Source organism: Tsukamurella ocularis (genome assembly GCF_024807615.1).
GTDB classification, from domain to species: domain Bacteria; phylum Actinomycetota; class Actinomycetes; order Mycobacteriales; family Mycobacteriaceae; genus Tsukamurella; species Tsukamurella ocularis.
The window spans coordinates 63,446-78,614 of the sequence record NZ_JANUCJ010000003.1 but is presented as its reverse complement, the minus strand read 5'-3'; the positions used below and the strand labels follow the sequence as shown (position 1 = coordinate 78,614).

The window sequence follows — 15,169 nt, the reverse complement described above, 5'->3', positions numbered from 1 at the left end:
ACACCCGAGACGACACAGGAGCACGCATGGCCAACCCACTGCTGCGCACCAAATCGGTGGAACAGTCGATCGCCGACACCGAGGTGGTCGGCACCCGGCTGAAGAAGCAGCTGACCGCATGGGACCTCACGATCTTCGGTGTCGCCGTGGTCGTCGGTGCCGGCATCTTCACCATCGGCGCCTCGACCGCCGGTGACTTCTCCGGCCCGGCCGTGTCGATCTCGTTCGTCATCGCCGCGATCGCGTGCGGTCTGGCGGCGCTCTGCTACGCCGAGTTCGCGTCGACGGTGCCGGTCGCCGGTTCCGCGTACACGTTCTCCTACGCGACCTTCGGCGAGTTCGCCGCGTGGATCATCGGCTGGGACCTGGTGCTGGAGTTCTCCATCGCCGCGGCGGCGGTCGCCAGCGGTTGGTCGAGCTATCTCGGCACGGTCTTCGGCACCGGGCCGGCGGCGTTCACGGTCAGCGGCTTCACCGTCGACTGGGGTGCGATGCTCATCGTCGCCGTGCTGACGGTGCTACTCACGTTCGGGGCGAAGGTCTCCTCTCGCGTGTCCGCGGTGATCACCGCGATCAAGGTGGCAGTGGTGCTGCTGGTCATCGTTGTCGGCGCCTTCTACATCAAGGGCTCCAACTACTCCCCGTTCATTCCTGATTCCGTGCCCGGTGCGAGCAGCGACGTGAGCTGGGCGACCACGCTGTTCCAGGCCATCAGCGGCGGCTCGGGTTCGACGTACGGCTGGTACGGCGTGCTCGCCGGCGCCGGCATCGTCTTCTTCGCGTTCATCGGCTTCGACATCGTCGCGACCTCCGCCGAGGAGACCGTGAACCCCCAGCGCGACGTGCCGCGCGGCATCCTCGGCTCGCTCGCGATCGTCACCGTCCTCTACATCGCGGTGACCGTCGTGGTCACCGGCATGGCGAGCTACAAGGACCTCGCGACGTCCGCCGGCAACGGCAAGGAGAAGAACCTCGCGTACGCCTTCTCCCTCAACGGTGTCGACTGGGCGGCGACGATCATCTCCATCGGCGCCCTGGCCGGCCTCACCACCGTCGTCATGGTGCTGCTCATGGGCCAGAACCGCGTGCTCTTCGCCATGGCGCGAGACGGCCTGCTGCCCCGCAAGCTCGCGAAGACCTCCGATCGCGGCGTCCCGGTGCGGATCTCGGTGGGCGTCGGCGTCGTGGTCGCGATCTTCGCGGGCCTCGTCCCGCTGAGCGAGCTGGCGTCGCTGATCAACATCGGCACCCTCTTCGCCTTCGTCCTGGTGTCCGTCGGAGTGGTCGTGCTGCGCAAGCAGCGTCCGGACCTCAAGCGCGGCTTCACCGCCCCGCTGGTGCCGCTGGTGCCGATCCTGTCCGTCATCGCGTGCGGTTGGCTCATGCTGAACCTCTCGCTGGAGACCTGGTTCCGGTTCGTCTGCTGGATGGCGCTCGGCGTGGTCGTCTACTTCCTGTATTCGAAGAACCACTCGATCCTCGGCAGGCGCGAGCGCGGCGAGGTCATCGAGTCGCTGGCCGACTGATCGGTCCGTACACGCTGGGAACCGCGGCCGGAGCACCTGCTCCCGCCGCGGTTCTGCGTTTCGGGGGCCCCGTTCGTGACTGCGTCCCGAAATTCAGGTTCTGCGGGGTTTCGCAACCGAATCAGGCCGCGGACCGTCGAAAAACCCGACGTTCGGAACGCAACCGCACTGGGCGGCGGCACCGGCGAGCACCAGGAGCGATAGCCTGGAGCGCGTGACTTCTACGCTGACCGCCGATACGGCGAACGGAATCGACTTCAAGGTCGCCGACCTCTCCCTCGCGGAGGCGGGCCGCAAGCAGCTGAGCCTGGCCGAGCACGAGATGCCGGGCCTGATGGCGCTGCGTCGCGAGTACGCCGATGTCCAGCCGCTCAAGGGTGCGCGGATCTCGGGCTCGCTGCACATGACGGTGCAGACCGCGGTGCTCATCGAGACCCTCGTGGACCTCGGCGCCGAGGTGCGCTGGGCCTCGTGCAACATCTTCTCCACCCAGGACGAGGCCGCCGCGGCGGTCGTCGTGGGCCCGCACGGCACCGTCGAGGCGCCGCAGGGCGTGCCGGTCTTCGCCTGGAAGGGCGAGACGCTGGAGGAGTACTGGTGGGCGGCCGAGCAGATGCTCACCTGGCCGGGTGAGCCCGCCAACATGATCCTCGACGACGGTGGCGATGCCACCATGCTCGTGCTGCGCGGTGCGCAGTTCGAGGCGGCGGGCGTCGTCCCGCCCACCGACGAGGACGCCGACAGCGCCGAGTACCAGGTGTTCCTGGCCCTGCTGCGCGAGTCGCTGGCCAAGGACGCGACCAAGTGGTCGAAGATCGCCGAGTCGGTGAAGGGCGTGACCGAGGAGACCACCACCGGCGTGCTGCGCCTGTACCAGTTCGCCGCCGCGGGTGAGCTGGCCTTCCCGGCGATCAATGTCAACGACTCGGTCACCAAGAGCAAGTTCGACAACAAGTACGGCACCCGCCACTCGCTGATCGACGGCATCAACCGCGGCACCGACGTGCTGATCGGTGGCAAGAAGGTCCTCATCACCGGTTACGGCGACGTGGGCAAGGGCTGCGCCGAGTCGCTGGCCGGTCAGGGCGCGCGCGTCCAGGTCACCGAGATCGACCCGATCAACGCGCTGCAGGCGCTGATGGACGGCTTCGACGTGGTCACCGTCGAGCAGGCCATCGGCGACGCCGACATCGTCATCACCTCGACGGGCAACAAGGACATCATCCTGCTCGAGCACATGAAGGCGATGAAGGATCACGCGATCCTCGGCAACATCGGCCACTTCGACAACGAGATCGACATGGCGGGCCTGGAGAAGTCGGGCGCCGTGCGCCTGAACATCAAGCCGCAGGTCGACCAGTGGACCTTCGGCGACACCGGCAAGTCGATCGTCGTGCTCTCCGAGGGCCGCCTGCTGAACCTGGGCAACGCGACGGGCCACCCGTCGTTCGTCATGTCCAACAGCTTCAGCAACCAGGTGATCGCGCAGATCGAGCTGTGGACCAAGCCCGACGAGTACGACAACGAGGTCTACCGCCTCCCGAAGCACCTCGACGAGAAGGTCGCCAAGATCCACGTCGAGGCCCTGGGCGGCACCCTCACCAAGCTCACCAAGGAGCAGGCCGAGTACATCGGCGTCGACGTCGAGGGCCCGTACAAGCCCGAGCACTACCGCTACTGAGCGCTAGCGCACGCGCGACGAACTGATACACACCTTCCACCCTCCGGATTCCTTCCGGAGGGTGGTCGTGTCTGTGAGGGACCGCGAGACGACCGTCGACGAGCCCACCGGCGTCGACGTGACCTCGGCCTCCGCCTTGCCCGCGCCGGCGGCGAGGCGGACCTCCCCGACGACGACCTGCCAGCGGCCGTCCGGCCCGAGCAGGGTGTCGATCTCGGCCGCGAAGGTCTGCGACGTGAACTGGGTCCGCAGCATCTGGACGTCCGCGGCGCAGCGGACGCCGATCAGTGCGGCGAGGTCCCGGTCGTTGAGGGTCTTGGTCTCGGCGGCGATCACGTCGCGGATCTGCTGTTCGTCGTCGGGGCCGCCGCGGTTGGCCAGGATGTACCAGGTGGTGCCGAGGATGATCGCGATGATGGCCACCGTCGCCCCGAGCACGATCGCTACGGACCGGTCCTTCGCCGGCGGGGGGCCGCCGGGCGCCGCCGGGACGTACGGGGGCGAGCCGGGCGCGTACGCCGGCGGCGAGCCGGGGCCGGCCGTGGCGACCGCGCTCGGGGCCGACACGCCCTGGCTCGACTGTGCCGGCGAGGTCTGCCCGGGTACGCCCTGGCCCGACGGGGCGGGCGCCCCCGTCACGGCGCGCCCCGTCAGGTAGGGCGTGCCCGCCGAGGAGACGGGTCCACCCGTGCCGTAGAGCTGCGGCGGCCGCGGCGGAGCGATCCCCAACCGCTCGTAGGTCTCCGGCGGGAGGACGGGGTGCAGTAGCTCGCGCGGGTCAGTCGGGCGCATCTGCGCGCGCCTCCGGTGCGTGCCGACGGTGCTCCATCGCCTGCAGGAGTGCCGTGAGCGCGTCCAGCTTCTCGTGCACCTCGTCGAGCTCGCGCCGCATGTAGTCGCGGCTCGCCGCCTCGCCCACGGCCAGACGTACCGACGCCAGCTCCCGGGCCAGGAACTCGGTGTCGGCCTTCGTCTGCGCTGCGCGCGTCCGGTCCTCATCGAGCGAGACGCGGTCACGGCTCTCCTGCCGGTTCTGCGCGAGCAGGATGAGCGGCGCGGCGTACGCGGCCTGCGTGGAGAAGGCCAGGTTGAGCAGGATGAACGGGTACGGGTCGAAGTGGAACGTGAACCACAGGACGTTGAGCAGGATCCAGATGATCACGATCACGGTCTGGATCGCGAGGTACCGACCGGTGCCGAGGAAACGGGCGACGCGTTCGGCGCCCTGGCCGATCATGTCGTCGCCGAGATTCAGGTGGAAGCTGCGGCCCTGCCGCGGAGTGTCGAGGCGGGAGCGTTCCTTCATCCGGTGACCTCCTCAGTTCCCTCGTCCAGATCCTCGTCGCGCCAATCCTCCGGCAGCAGATGGTCGAGCAGATCGTCGACCGAGACTGCGCCCAACAGGTGGTTCTCCGCGTCGACGACGGGTCCGGTGACCAGGTTGTACGCCGCGAAGTACCGCGTCACCGCGCCCAGGGGATCGTCGGGCCCGAGGCGCGGCAGGTCGGTGTCGACGATGCCACCCACCAGATCGGCCGGGGGCTCGCGCAGCAACTGCTGTAGGTGCACCGCGCCGAGATATCGGCCCGTCGGTGTTGCGGTGGGCGGACGCACCACGAAGACCATGCTGGCCAGCGCCGGGGTGATGTCGGGGTTGCGGACCCGGGCCAGGGCCTCGGCCACCGTGGTCGACGGGGTGACCACGATCGGTTCGGGCGTCATCATGCCGCCCGCGGTGTAGGGCGAGAACGTGAGCAGGCGGCGGACGGTGCCCGAGTCCTCGGGGTCCATCACCGCGAGCAGTTCCTCGCGCTGCGTGTCGGGCAGCTCGCCGAGGAGGTCGGCAGCGTCGTCGGGATCCATGGCCTCGAGCACGTCGGCGGCGCGCGCCTTGGACAGGTGGGCGATCACCTCGGCCTGGTCGTCGTCGCCGAGCTCCTGGAGCACGTCGGCGAGCCGCTCGTCGTCGAAGGCGGCGGCGATGGACAGCCGGCGTTGCGTCGGCAGCTCCCGCAGGGCCTGCGCGACGTCGGTCGCGCGCATGTCCTCGAAAACGGTCAGGGCTTCGGCGATGTCGTGATCGGCGCCGGTGAGCGCGGTCGTCGTGAACCCGGAGACATGGGGGAGGTCCACCACCTGGACGCCGCCGCGCCGGTTCCAACCCGTCGCGCGGATCTTCACTGCCAGGCGGTGCACCACCCAGTCGCGGGTGCGGGTCTGCTCGATCCCGACGTCGACGACGGTGGCGTCGGCACCGTCGTACGGCTCGCCCGGCTCCTCGATGCGGACCTTGGTGCCCAGGAGCTGGCCGAGGGCCAGCGCCTCGCCGGGGCGGATGTGCAGGCGGCGCAGGCTCACCGAGCCCGTGTTCAGGGTGACGGCGGCGGGTTCGATGCTGGTCACCCGCAGCATCGGCACGAAGATGCGACGGCGGTTGGCGAGCTCGACGGCGAGTCCGAGGACGCGCGGAGCCTTGCGGTCGGCGCGTAGGCCGATCACCGCATCGCGGACGCGGCCGACGGATTCGCCGTCCGGGCCGACGACGGGCAAGCCGGACAGTCGTGCGACGAATACTCTGGAGACAGCCGACATGTACTTCAGGGTAGTTTCGTTCTACGCATCGCATGTGAGGGAGGGCGTCGAATGTCGCAACCGCTATCCGGACCCGGGTCGCCGAACCAGCCGGGAGGGCCCGCCGGACGTGGCCTGCCGACGCCGCCGAAGGGCTGGCCAATCGGCTCGTACAACACCTATGCCGAGGCGCAGCGCGCCGTCGACTACCTCTCGGACGAGGAGTTCCCGGTCCAGAACGTGACCATCGTGGGCGTCGACCTGATGCAGGTCGAGCGCATCACCGGCCGCCTGACCTGGGGTCGCGTGCTCAGCGCCGGCGCCGCCTCCGGCGCGTGGCTGGGCCTGTTCCTCGGCATGCTTGTGGGCCTGTTCGTGGGCGGCGGAGACAAGTTGGTGTCGACGGTGATCGCTGGCGTCATCGGCGGCGTCGTCTTCGGCCTGATCAGCGCATCCGTGCCGTACTGGGCCTCGCGCGGCACCCGCGACTTCTCGTCGACGATGCAGCTCGTCGCCGGACGGTACGACGTGCTGTGCGACCCTCAGGTCGCCGAACGCGCCCGCGACATGCTGGCGCGGCTGAACATCCAGTAGCCCTGGCGCGGCCGAGCCCGCCGCGCGCTGCAGATCTCGCCGCTCGCCCCGCACCTGTGTGGGGCGAGCGGCGTTTCTGTGGCGGCCGGCGATTCCGACTTCGCCGGGTGCCGAGGCCGCGCGGCGGCGCACCGTCGAACCCCGTCGACCTGCGATGACGGCGCGATTCCGGTCGAACCATTTACCGGGTCGCGAAGTCCTGCTAAATTGCGAAGTGATAGCGATCACAAGGAGGACTCTCATGGCGGACATCCTGGGGCGCGTGAGCCGGCGCGAGCTGGAGCAGGGCTACCGCGACGTGCTGGAGGACCTGTCGGAGGGCTCGGTGCACCGCCGGTTCGATCCGTTCCTCGACATCGACTGGGACGCGCCGGAGCTGCAGCTTGATCCGAACGACCCGCGCTGGGTGCTGCCGCCGACCCTCGATTCGTTGGGCGCGACGCAGTGGTACCGCGACCTGCCGCTCGAGCGCCGCATCGAGATCGGCAAGTGGCGGATGGCCAACACCATCAAGGTGGGCGCCGCCTTCGAGTCGATCCTGATCCGCGGAATGATGCAATACATCATGAAGCTCCCGAACCAGTCGCCGGAGTTCCGGTACTCGCTCCACGAGATGACGGAGGAGTGCAACCACATCCAGATGTTCCAGGAACTGGTCAATCGCGTCGACGTGGACGTCCCCGGCATGCGGAAGTGGTTCCGGCGGGCCTCGCCGATGATCGGCGTGCTCGGCGGCTACGCCCACGTGATCCTGTTCATGGGCATCCTCGGCGGCGAGGAGCCGATCGACCACTACCAGAAGGCGATCATGCGGCACGGCGGCCAGGTGCCGCCGCTCGTGCTCCGCACCATGGAGATCCATGTCGCCGAGGAGGCCCGGCACATCTCCTTCGCGCACGAGTTCCTGCACGCCCACCTGCGTGACATGACCGCGCGGCAGAAGCGGATCTGCGCCCTTGCCTTCCCGCTCGCGATGCGCTGGTTGGTGGGCGAGATCTTCACCCCGCCGAAGGAGTTCTTCGAGCGGTTCGATGTGCCGCGCGAGGTCAAGCGCGAGGCCTTCTGGCGCGGTCCGACGGCGCGCGCCCTGCTGAACGACTACTTCGCCGAGATGCGCGCGCTCGCCGACGACTTGGGGCTCATGACGCCCGTCGGCAGGCTCATGTGGAAAGTGCTCAAGATCGACGGTCACAAGGCGCGGTACCGCGGCGAGCCCACGCGGCCCGCGCAGCTCGCCGCCTGAGGCTCCACCGGGCCCGCCTTGGGAGGTCCGGCGCAGGGACACGCGGGCGTAATATCGCCCGGTATGGCGACCGTGCACGAGCCCGAGAGCGGCTACGAGTTGCGCTGGCGCGTCCACAATTCGCAGCGCCGCGACCTCATCCTGCGCGCGGCCGCCGAGCTCGTCGAGGAGTCGGAGCCCGGCGCCCCGATCCCGGTGCGGCGCATCGCCGAACGCGCGGGCCTGGTGAAGTCCGTGGTGTACCGGCAGTTCAAGAGTAAGGACGATCTGGCCCGGGGGCTCCGTGGTTTCGTCGTCGACGAGTTCGCTGCTGAGCTCGAGGTCGACCTCGACGTTTCTACCGGCTCCCTGCGGGAGATCCTGCGCCGCTCGATCGCCAGCGCCGCCACCTGGATGCAGGACAATCCGCGCCTCGTCGACCTGCTGCGCGCCGGCCCCACGGACGCAACCGGCCCGGATGGCCTTCCCGTGGCGCCCGACGCGATCGGCGAGCTGCGGCACCGCGTGGTCGCCCGAGCCGAGCAGACGATCGAGGGCCTCGCGGCACTCACCGGTCTGGATCCCGCCGCGTTCGCCGGTGTGCCCTTCGTCGTGTTCACGATGGTCGAGGGCACGCTCACCAGCTGGGTGCGGGGCGAGGCCTCCGTCCGCGGCCGCACGCGCGCGGAGATGGTCGAGTCGCTCACGGACATCACGTGGTTCGTGCTCGACGGTGCCGCCCGCACCCTCGGGCTTCAGGTGGATCCGGACGCCGAGTTCAGCCAGGTCATGAACGACCTCGCTTCCGGTCTGGCACGATAATGCCGAATGTGGTTCACCTCACCGGCCGCGTCGGCTAGCTTTCGAGCGGACGCCACCCGGTCGAGGGCGGCAGAGGAGGCGGCGTGACGACACGACGGAGAACGCGGCTCGGCACCCGGCGGCGGTCGCGCGCCGCCGCGGTGGGACTGACGGCCACCATGGCGGTGACGCTGTTGGCGGGCTGCGGGACGGAGGGCGAGGGCATCACCCTCAACGTGTATGCCCCGGCCGACGGCGCGACCACGGTGATGGAGGTCGCGGAGACCTGTTCCACCAGTGAGTACAAGGTGGTGGGGCATTCGCTGCCCAAGAGCGCGGACGATCAGCGGCTGCAGCTCGCCCGCCGCGCCGCGGGCAACGACCGGACCATGGACATCATGGGCCTCGACGTGAACTGGACCGCCGAGTTCGCCGAGGCGGGATGGGCTCTGCCGCTGCCCGACGAGATGGCGGCCGCGGCGAAGAAGACGATGCTGGCCGGCCCGCTGAAGACCGCGATGTGGCAGGACAAGCAGTACGCGGCGCCGGCCTGGACCAACACCCAGCTGCTCTGGTACCGCAAGGATTCGCTGGAGAAGGTGCTGGGCCGCAAGATCGGCAACACCCCGCCGAAGCTGACCTGGGACCAGGTCATCCAGTACGCCGCGCGTTCCGGTGAGCTGGGCGGGCCCACGCAGGTGGAGGTCCAGGCCGCGCAGTACGAGGGTGTCGTGGTGTGGTTCAACACGCTGCTCGAGAGCGCCGGTGGGCGGATGCTGGCGGACGACGGTAGGACCGTCACGCTCACCGACACTCCGGAGCACCGGGCCGCCACCGTCAAGGCGCTGACGATCATGCGGCAGCTCGCCACCGCGCCGGGGCGTGACCCCTCCTTCACCCAGCTCAAGGAGAACGACGCCCGGCTCGGTATGGAGACGGGAAAGGCGATCTTCCAGGTGAACTGGCCCTACGTCTTCGCGAGCGCCAAGCAGAACGGCGCGGCCGGCACCGTGCCCTTCCTGACGGAGCTCGAGAAGTTCAACGAACTGCTCAATCCGCCGAAGGACGCGACCGACCCCCCGGAGCCCACGACGGCGCAGCTGAACGAGATCAACAACCTGACGCGGCAGAAGTTCGACTTCGCGCCGTACCCCGCGGTGATCGCCGGCAAGCCGGCGAAGACCACCGTCGGCGGTATCAACTTCGCGGTCGCGAAGACGACCCGCTACGAGAAGCAGGCCTTCGCCGCGCTCGACTGCCTGACGAACGAAAAGGCCGGCCGGACCTACGCGGTCAAGGGCGGCACGCCGCCGGTGTTCTCGAAGCTCTACGACGACCCCGAGTTCCGCAAGGCCTACCCGATGGCTTCGTTGATCCGCGACCAGCTGCAGGAGAACACCGCGGCGGTGCGGCCGATCACGCCGCTGTACACCGCGATGTCGACGCTGCTACAGGCCACCCTGACGCCGGTCGGTAGCCAGGAACCCGACCAGCTCGCGGACAAGCTGACCGAGGCCGCGCAGAAGGCCATGGACGGAAAGGGGCTGGTGCCATGACCACGGCCACGACTGCGACCGCCACTCCGGGCCCTGCGGAACAGGGCCCGGCCAGTGAGGGCAAGCGCGCCGACCGCCGCCTCGGGCTGGTGCTCATCGCCCCCGCGGCGATCGTGATGCTCGCCGTGACCGCGTACCCGATCGTGTACGCGTTCTGGCTGAGCCTGCAGAAATCCTCGCTCGCGGCACCCGGCCAGGACGAGTTCATCGGCTTCAGCAACTACGTCACCGTGCTGCAGGACGGGTACTGGTGGGAAGCGCTGGGCATGACCTTGCTGATCACCGTGATCTCGGTGGCCATCGAGTTCGTGCTGGGCATGGCGATCGCCCTGGTCATGCACCGGACCATCGTCGGCCGCGGGCTCGTGCGCACCGTCGTGCTCATTCCGTACGGCATCGTCACCGTCGTGGCCGCGTTCTCCTGGTATTACGCCTGGACGCCGGAGACCGGCTACCTCGCGAACCTGCTGCCCGACGGCACGGCGCCGCTGACGCAGCAGTGGCCGTCGGTCGCGATCATCATCCTGGCCGAGGTTTGGAAGACGACGCCGTTCATGGCGCTGCTGCTGCTCTCCGGCCTTGCGCTGGTGCCGGACGACCTGCTCAAGGCCGCCGCCCTCGACGGTGCCGGCGCGTGGACGCGCCTGACCCGGATCATGATCCCTTTGATGAAGCCGGCGATCCTGGTGGCGCTGCTCTTCCGCACCCTGGACGCGTTCCGGATCTTCGACAACATCTACATCCTGACCAACGGCAGCAACGGGACGGGATCGGTGTCGATCCTCGGCTACAACAACCTGTTCAAGGCGTTCAACCTGGGCGTGGGGTCGGCGATCTCGGTGCTGATCTTCCTCTGCGTGGCGATCATCGCCTTCATCTTCATCAAGGCCTTCGGCACCGCCGTGCCGGGCTCCGACAACGGCGATCGGCGGTAGGAGAAACTCATGGCTGCCAACACCACTGGTCGAAAGATCGGCTGGACCGTGATCGACCTACTGGTCGTCCTGTACGCGTTGATCCCCGTGCTATGGATCGTCTCGCTGTCCTTCAAGCCCGCCGCCAGCATCGCCGACGGCAAGCTCCTCCCCAGCAACCCGACGTTCGAGAACTACACGGGCATCTTCTCCGACGGCGGCTTCATCCGACCGCTGGTGAACTCGATCGGCATCGCGCTGATCTCGACCGCGATCGCGGTCCTGATCGGCATGTTCGCCGCGTACGCGGTCGCCCGGCTCGACTTCCCGGGCAAGAAGCTGTTCGTCGGGGCGGCGCTGCTCATCGCGATGTTCCCGCAGGTCTCGCTCATCACGCCGCTGTTCAACATCGAGCGCAGCGTCGGACTGTTCGACACCTGGGCGGGCCTGATCCTGCCGTACATCACCTTCGCGCTGCCGCTGACCGTCTACACGCTGTCGGCCTTCTTCCGGGAGATCCCGTGGGAGCTGGAGAAGGCCGCGAAGATGGACGGCGCCACCCCGGCCCAGGCCTTCCGCCGGGTGATCGCCCCGCTGGCCGCGCCCGGCGTCGTGACCGCCGCGATCCTCGTCTTCATCTTCTGCTGGAACGACCTGCTGTTCGCCCTCTCTCTCACAGCTACGGACACCTCCATCACCGCGCCCGTGGCGATCGTCAACTTCACCGGCAGCTCGCAGTTCGAGACGCCCACCGGTTCCATCTCGGCGGCCGCCGTGATCGTGACCATCCCCATCATCATCTTCGTCCTGATCTTCCAACGACGGATCGTCGCCGGACTGACCTCCGGCGCGGTCAAGGGCTGACGCCGGAAAGTACTCGAGGAGCAATCACATGGCCGACATCGTCCTGGACCACGTCAAGAAGACCTACCCCGACGGCTCCACCGCCGTCAGCGACATCAATCTGGAGATCGCCGACGGCGAGTTCGTGATCCTGGTGGGCCCGTCGGGCTGCGGCAAGTCCACCACGCTCAACATGATCGCCGGCCTGGAGGACATCTCCTCCGGGGAGCTGCGGATCGGCGGCGAGCGCGTCAACGAGCGGGCACCGAAGGACCGCGACATCGCGATGGTCTTCCAGTCCTACGCGCTGTACCCGCACATGACGGTGCGGGAGAACATCGCCTTCCCGCTCAAGCTGGCGAAGCTGCCGAAGGAGCAGGTGAACGCGGCCGTCGAGGACGCCGCCCGCACGCTGGACCTCACGCAGCACCTCGACCGCCGGCCGTCGCAGCTCTCGGGCGGGCAGCGGCAGCGCGTAGCGATGGGCCGCGCGATCGTCCGCAGCCCCAAGGCCTTCCTCATGGACGAGCCGCTGTCGAACCTCGACGCGAAGCTGCGTGTGCAGATGCGCACCGAGGTCAGTCGCTTGCAGAAGCGCCTCGGCACCACGATGGTCTACGTGACGCACGACCAGACCGAGGCCATGACGCTCGGCGACCGCGTCGTCGTGCTCAAGAGCGGCGACGTGCAGCAGATCGGCGCCCCGCAGGAGCTCTACGACCGTCCGAACAACCTGTTCGTCGCAGGCTTCATCGGTTCGCCCGCCATGAACTTCGTGCCCGGCCGCCTCACCTCCGTGGGTATCGACACGGCCCTCGGCGAGATCCTGCTGCTCGACGCGCCGCAGCTGGCGGAGAAGGCCTCCGCCGCCGGCAACAAGACCGGCGACGTGGTGGTCGGCATCCGGCCCGAGCACTTCGAGGACGCCCGCCTGCTCGACCCCAACCAGCGCGTCGGCGGCCTCACCTTCCGCGCGCGGGTCGACGTACTGGAGTCGATGGGCTCGGACAAGTTCGTGCACTTCGCCGTCGCGGCCGACGACGCCCGCACCGACGTTCTCGGCGACCTCACGGCGGGGCAGCAGCTGCCTCCGCCCGCAGGCGTCGACGAGATCGTCGCGCGGCTGTCCGCCGACTCGACCGCCGCTCGCGGCGCCGAGGTGGACCTGTACTACGACCCCACCAAGATCGCCGTCTTCGACGCCGCGACCGGGCACAACCTGGCGCTGTAGGTCCGCCGTGCGGGTGCTCGCCGTCAGCGATGAGGAGGTACCGGGCCTGGCTCTCGCCTCGTCGACGCTGCGCCCCGACCTGATCCTCGGGGCGGGCGACCTGCCCGGCGCGTACCTCGAGTCGCTCATCGACCGATACGGTGTGCCCTGCGTCTTCGTGCCCGGCAACCATGACCCGGATCACTCCGGGTACCGTCGCACTCGCGGCGGATACCTGCGCGGGGGGTTGCCGTGCGAGCCGCCCGGCCCGCGCGGCGGGGTCAACGCGGACGGGCGGGTCGTCTCCGTCGGCGGCCTGACGGTGGCGGGCCTCGGTGGGTCCGTCCGGTACCGCGGTGGCCCGAACCAGTGGACGCAGGCGCAGGCCTCGCGGCGCGCGTGGCGGCTGCGGCTCGCGGCCCGGCGGCGGACCGTCGACGTGGTGCTCGCGCACTCGCCCGCGGAGGGCGTGGGGGACGGGGAGGACGGCCCGCACCGCGGCCTGGCTGCCCTCGGTCGGTTGGTCGCGAGACTGCGTCCGCAGGTCTTCGTGCACGGGCACATCCACCCGTTCGGGCGGCCCGGGCCGGACCGCGAGATCGACGGCGTGCCGGTGCTGAACACTGTGGGGTACACCTACTTCGAGATCACCCCCGGAAGTCCCGGGGCCTACCGCGTGAGGGAGCGGCGACGTGGCGCGTGACACCGGCTTCCCGGACGAGGACGCCCGGACCGACTTCGAGCGGTCGCGGCGGCGCGCGAACATCGCCCGCCTCGCGACGTGGGTGCGCGGCCGGCCCGGCGACGTCAACGAGGTGCTGCCCTACGACGAGGTCGTCTCGGCCCTGGGCTACGTCACCGAGCGGTCGCTGGGGCTGCAGGTGGTGCCGGTCGCGCAGATCGTGGGTAGCGTCGACCGCACCCGCGACTTCGACCGCTACTTCCGTCCCCGCTCGCCCGCGCTGCGTGCCCGCTGGCAACGGCTGGCCGCGGCGCAGCGGCGCGGCGAGGCGATGCCGCCCGTCGACCTGAAGAAGGTCGGCGACATGTATTTCGTGGTCGACGGGCATCACCGTGTATCGATCGCGTTCGCGCGCGGCTTCACCACCATCGACGCCGATGTCACCGAGGTCGTCACGCGCATCGGCTCGGGCGGTATCGCGGTCCGCTCCGACCTGCTGCTCAAGGATCACCGTCGGTTGTTCCTCGAGCGGGTGCCGCTGGAGGGTGCAGCGCGGGAGCGGATCGGATTCACCAACGCCTGGGACTACTCCGTGCTCGCGGAATCGGTGGAGGCCTGGGGTTTCAGGCTGATCCAGGACGCGGGAGAGTACCTCGCGCGCGCCGTCGTCGCGGGCCGCTGGTACGAGGAGGAGTTCGCGCCGGTGATCGAGATGGCGCGGGCCGCCGGGATCATGCAGTCTTCCACCGACGCCGAGGTCTACCTGTTCGTCGCCTGTGAGCGGTACCGCCTGGTGCGCAAGCACGTCTGGACGCCGGAGATCATCTCCGAGGTGTCCGCGCAGAACCCGCCCTGGCAGCCGGGCAAGTTCTTCTGACGGCCCGGTCCGTAGGATCGATTCTCGTGACTTCCGTCGTCGACGCCGTCCGTGCGCACCTGGCCGAGCACTACGCCGGGCGCGGCTTCGCGCCGCCCGCCTCGGCGTCGGTCACGTTCCTCGGGCTCGAGCCGATGACGATCCAGCGATGGGTGGGGGATCCGCTCGTCGCCTTCGCGAGCGTCGGCTGCTCACGGCACGCGATGACGGACCCGAACGCGCTGCTCACCGTCGAGGACGGGCCGCGCGCCGAGGTGATCCTGGAGCTGCGACCTGCGGACGACGGGCCGGGGGCCGCTCTGGACGGGGTGCACCGCTCCCTCGCGATCCTTGCCGCCACGCCCGCCGTCGAGGGCTTGGTGCTCGCGCCCGACGCTCTGGTCGACCTGAGCGCGCCGTTGTGGGCGGGTGCGCCGTTCACGGCGGTCCTGCTGGGGGAGTCGCCGGTGCGCGATCTCGATCGCGAGGACGGAGAGCCGGTGCGGTTCCTGCGCGCCGACCCCATCACCGCGAACGAGGCCGCGTGGGTGCGGCTCAAGGGCGCTGCGGCGCTGCGCGAGGCGTGGGCGGAGGCGGGCATCGATCCGGTGGATCCCGGGCGGCCCGCAGCCCGCCAGGTCTAGTGCAGGATGTCGAGTTCTGCGGGACTACGAGTGCGTCAGGACTTGTCCGTCGCCGCCGAACCCGACATC

15 protein-coding genes are annotated in these 15,169 nt (G+C 69.3%); 12 read left to right on the top strand and 3 right to left on the bottom strand.

Annotated elements, in window-relative coordinates; genetic code table 11:
• Positions 1 to 26 precede the first annotated feature (26 nt).
• Positions 27 to 1,526, top strand: a complete 1,500-nt coding sequence (locus tag HNP44_RS11645; RefSeq protein ID WP_259140442.1) for an amino acid permease — start codon at positions 27 to 29, stop codon at positions 1,524 to 1,526.
• 214 nt (positions 1,527 to 1,740) lie between these two features.
• Positions 1,741 to 3,207, top strand: a complete 1,467-nt coding sequence (gene ahcY / locus HNP44_RS11640) for an adenosylhomocysteinase (protein ID WP_259140441.1) — start codon at positions 1,741 to 1,743, stop codon at positions 3,205 to 3,207.
• Between the two features lie 3 nt (positions 3,208 to 3,210).
• Here the strand turns inward: ahcY and HNP44_RS11635 are convergent, their stop codons facing one another.
• From HNP44_RS11635 to HNP44_RS11625, 3 genes are read right to left on the bottom strand one after another with little or no spacing between them, the layout of a single operon-like run.
• Positions 3,211 to 3,999: an Rv0361 family membrane protein gene (locus tag HNP44_RS11635; RefSeq protein WP_259140439.1), complete on the bottom strand. Its 789-nt coding sequence runs from the start codon at positions 3,997 to 3,999 to the stop codon at positions 3,211 to 3,213.
• Positions 3,986 to 4,513, bottom strand: coding sequence for a DUF1003 domain-containing protein (locus tag HNP44_RS11630; protein WP_259140433.1), 528 nt, complete (start codon positions 4,511 to 4,513; stop codon positions 3,986 to 3,988). The genes HNP44_RS11635 and HNP44_RS11630 overlap by 14 nt, the downstream gene beginning before the upstream one ends.
• Positions 4,510 to 5,799, bottom strand: a complete 1,290-nt coding sequence (locus tag HNP44_RS11625; protein ID WP_259140431.1) for a magnesium transporter MgtE N-terminal domain-containing protein — start codon at positions 5,797 to 5,799, stop codon at positions 4,510 to 4,512. The genes HNP44_RS11630 and HNP44_RS11625 overlap by 4 nt, the downstream gene beginning before the upstream one ends.
• A gap of 51 nt (positions 5,800 to 5,850) precedes the next feature.
• Between HNP44_RS11625 and HNP44_RS11620 the strand changes: the two genes are divergently transcribed.
• The 10 genes from HNP44_RS11620 (at position 5,851) to HNP44_RS11575 (ending at position 15,100) form a co-directional block, all read left to right on the top strand.
• Positions 5,851 to 6,372, top strand: a complete 522-nt coding sequence (locus tag HNP44_RS11620; RefSeq protein WP_259140426.1) for a general stress protein — start codon at positions 5,851 to 5,853, stop codon at positions 6,370 to 6,372.
• Positions 6,373 to 6,613: 241 nt separating this feature from the next.
• Positions 6,614 to 7,615, top strand: a complete 1,002-nt coding sequence (locus HNP44_RS11615; RefSeq protein WP_259140424.1) for an AurF N-oxygenase family protein — start codon at positions 6,614 to 6,616, stop codon at positions 7,613 to 7,615.
• A 63-nt stretch (positions 7,616 to 7,678) separates the two neighbouring features.
• Positions 7,679 to 8,416 carry a TetR/AcrR family transcriptional regulator gene (locus HNP44_RS11610; RefSeq protein ID WP_259140423.1) on the top strand — a complete coding sequence of 246 codons (738 nt, stop codon included), beginning with the start codon at positions 7,679 to 7,681 and terminating at the stop codon, positions 8,414 to 8,416.
• A gap of 83 nt (positions 8,417 to 8,499) precedes the next feature.
• Positions 8,500 to 9,951: an extracellular solute-binding protein gene (locus HNP44_RS11605; RefSeq protein WP_310437679.1), complete on the top strand. Its 1,452-nt coding sequence runs from the start codon at positions 8,500 to 8,502 to the stop codon at positions 9,949 to 9,951.
• Complete coding sequence (locus tag HNP44_RS11600) at positions 9,948 to 10,886, top strand: carbohydrate ABC transporter permease (protein ID WP_259140422.1); 939 nt, start codon at positions 9,948 to 9,950, stop codon at positions 10,884 to 10,886. Before HNP44_RS11605 ends, HNP44_RS11600 begins: the two co-directional genes overlap by 4 nt.
• A gap of 9 nt (positions 10,887 to 10,895) precedes the next feature.
• The gene (locus HNP44_RS11595; protein WP_259140421.1) at positions 10,896 to 11,729 is read left to right on the top strand and encodes a carbohydrate ABC transporter permease; all 834 of its coding nucleotides are present in this window, start codon (positions 10,896 to 10,898) and stop codon (positions 11,727 to 11,729) included.
• 28 nt (positions 11,730 to 11,757) lie between these two features.
• Positions 11,758 to 12,939 carry an ABC transporter ATP-binding protein gene (locus tag HNP44_RS11590; RefSeq protein ID WP_259140420.1) on the top strand — a complete coding sequence of 394 codons (1,182 nt, stop codon included), beginning with the start codon at positions 11,758 to 11,760 and terminating at the stop codon, positions 12,937 to 12,939.
• A 7-nt stretch (positions 12,940 to 12,946) separates the two neighbouring features.
• Positions 12,947 to 13,621, top strand: coding sequence for a metallophosphoesterase family protein (locus HNP44_RS11585; RefSeq protein ID WP_259140419.1), 675 nt, complete (start codon positions 12,947 to 12,949; stop codon positions 13,619 to 13,621).
• Positions 13,611 to 14,477, top strand: coding sequence for a chromosome partitioning protein ParB (locus tag HNP44_RS11580; protein ID WP_259140417.1), 867 nt, complete (start codon positions 13,611 to 13,613; stop codon positions 14,475 to 14,477). Before HNP44_RS11585 ends, HNP44_RS11580 begins: the two co-directional genes overlap by 11 nt.
• A 26-nt stretch (positions 14,478 to 14,503) precedes the next feature.
• Positions 14,504 to 15,100, top strand: coding sequence for a suppressor of fused domain protein (locus HNP44_RS11575; RefSeq protein ID WP_259140416.1), 597 nt, complete (start codon positions 14,504 to 14,506; stop codon positions 15,098 to 15,100).
• The last annotated feature ends 69 nt before the right edge of the window (positions 15,101 to 15,169 follow it).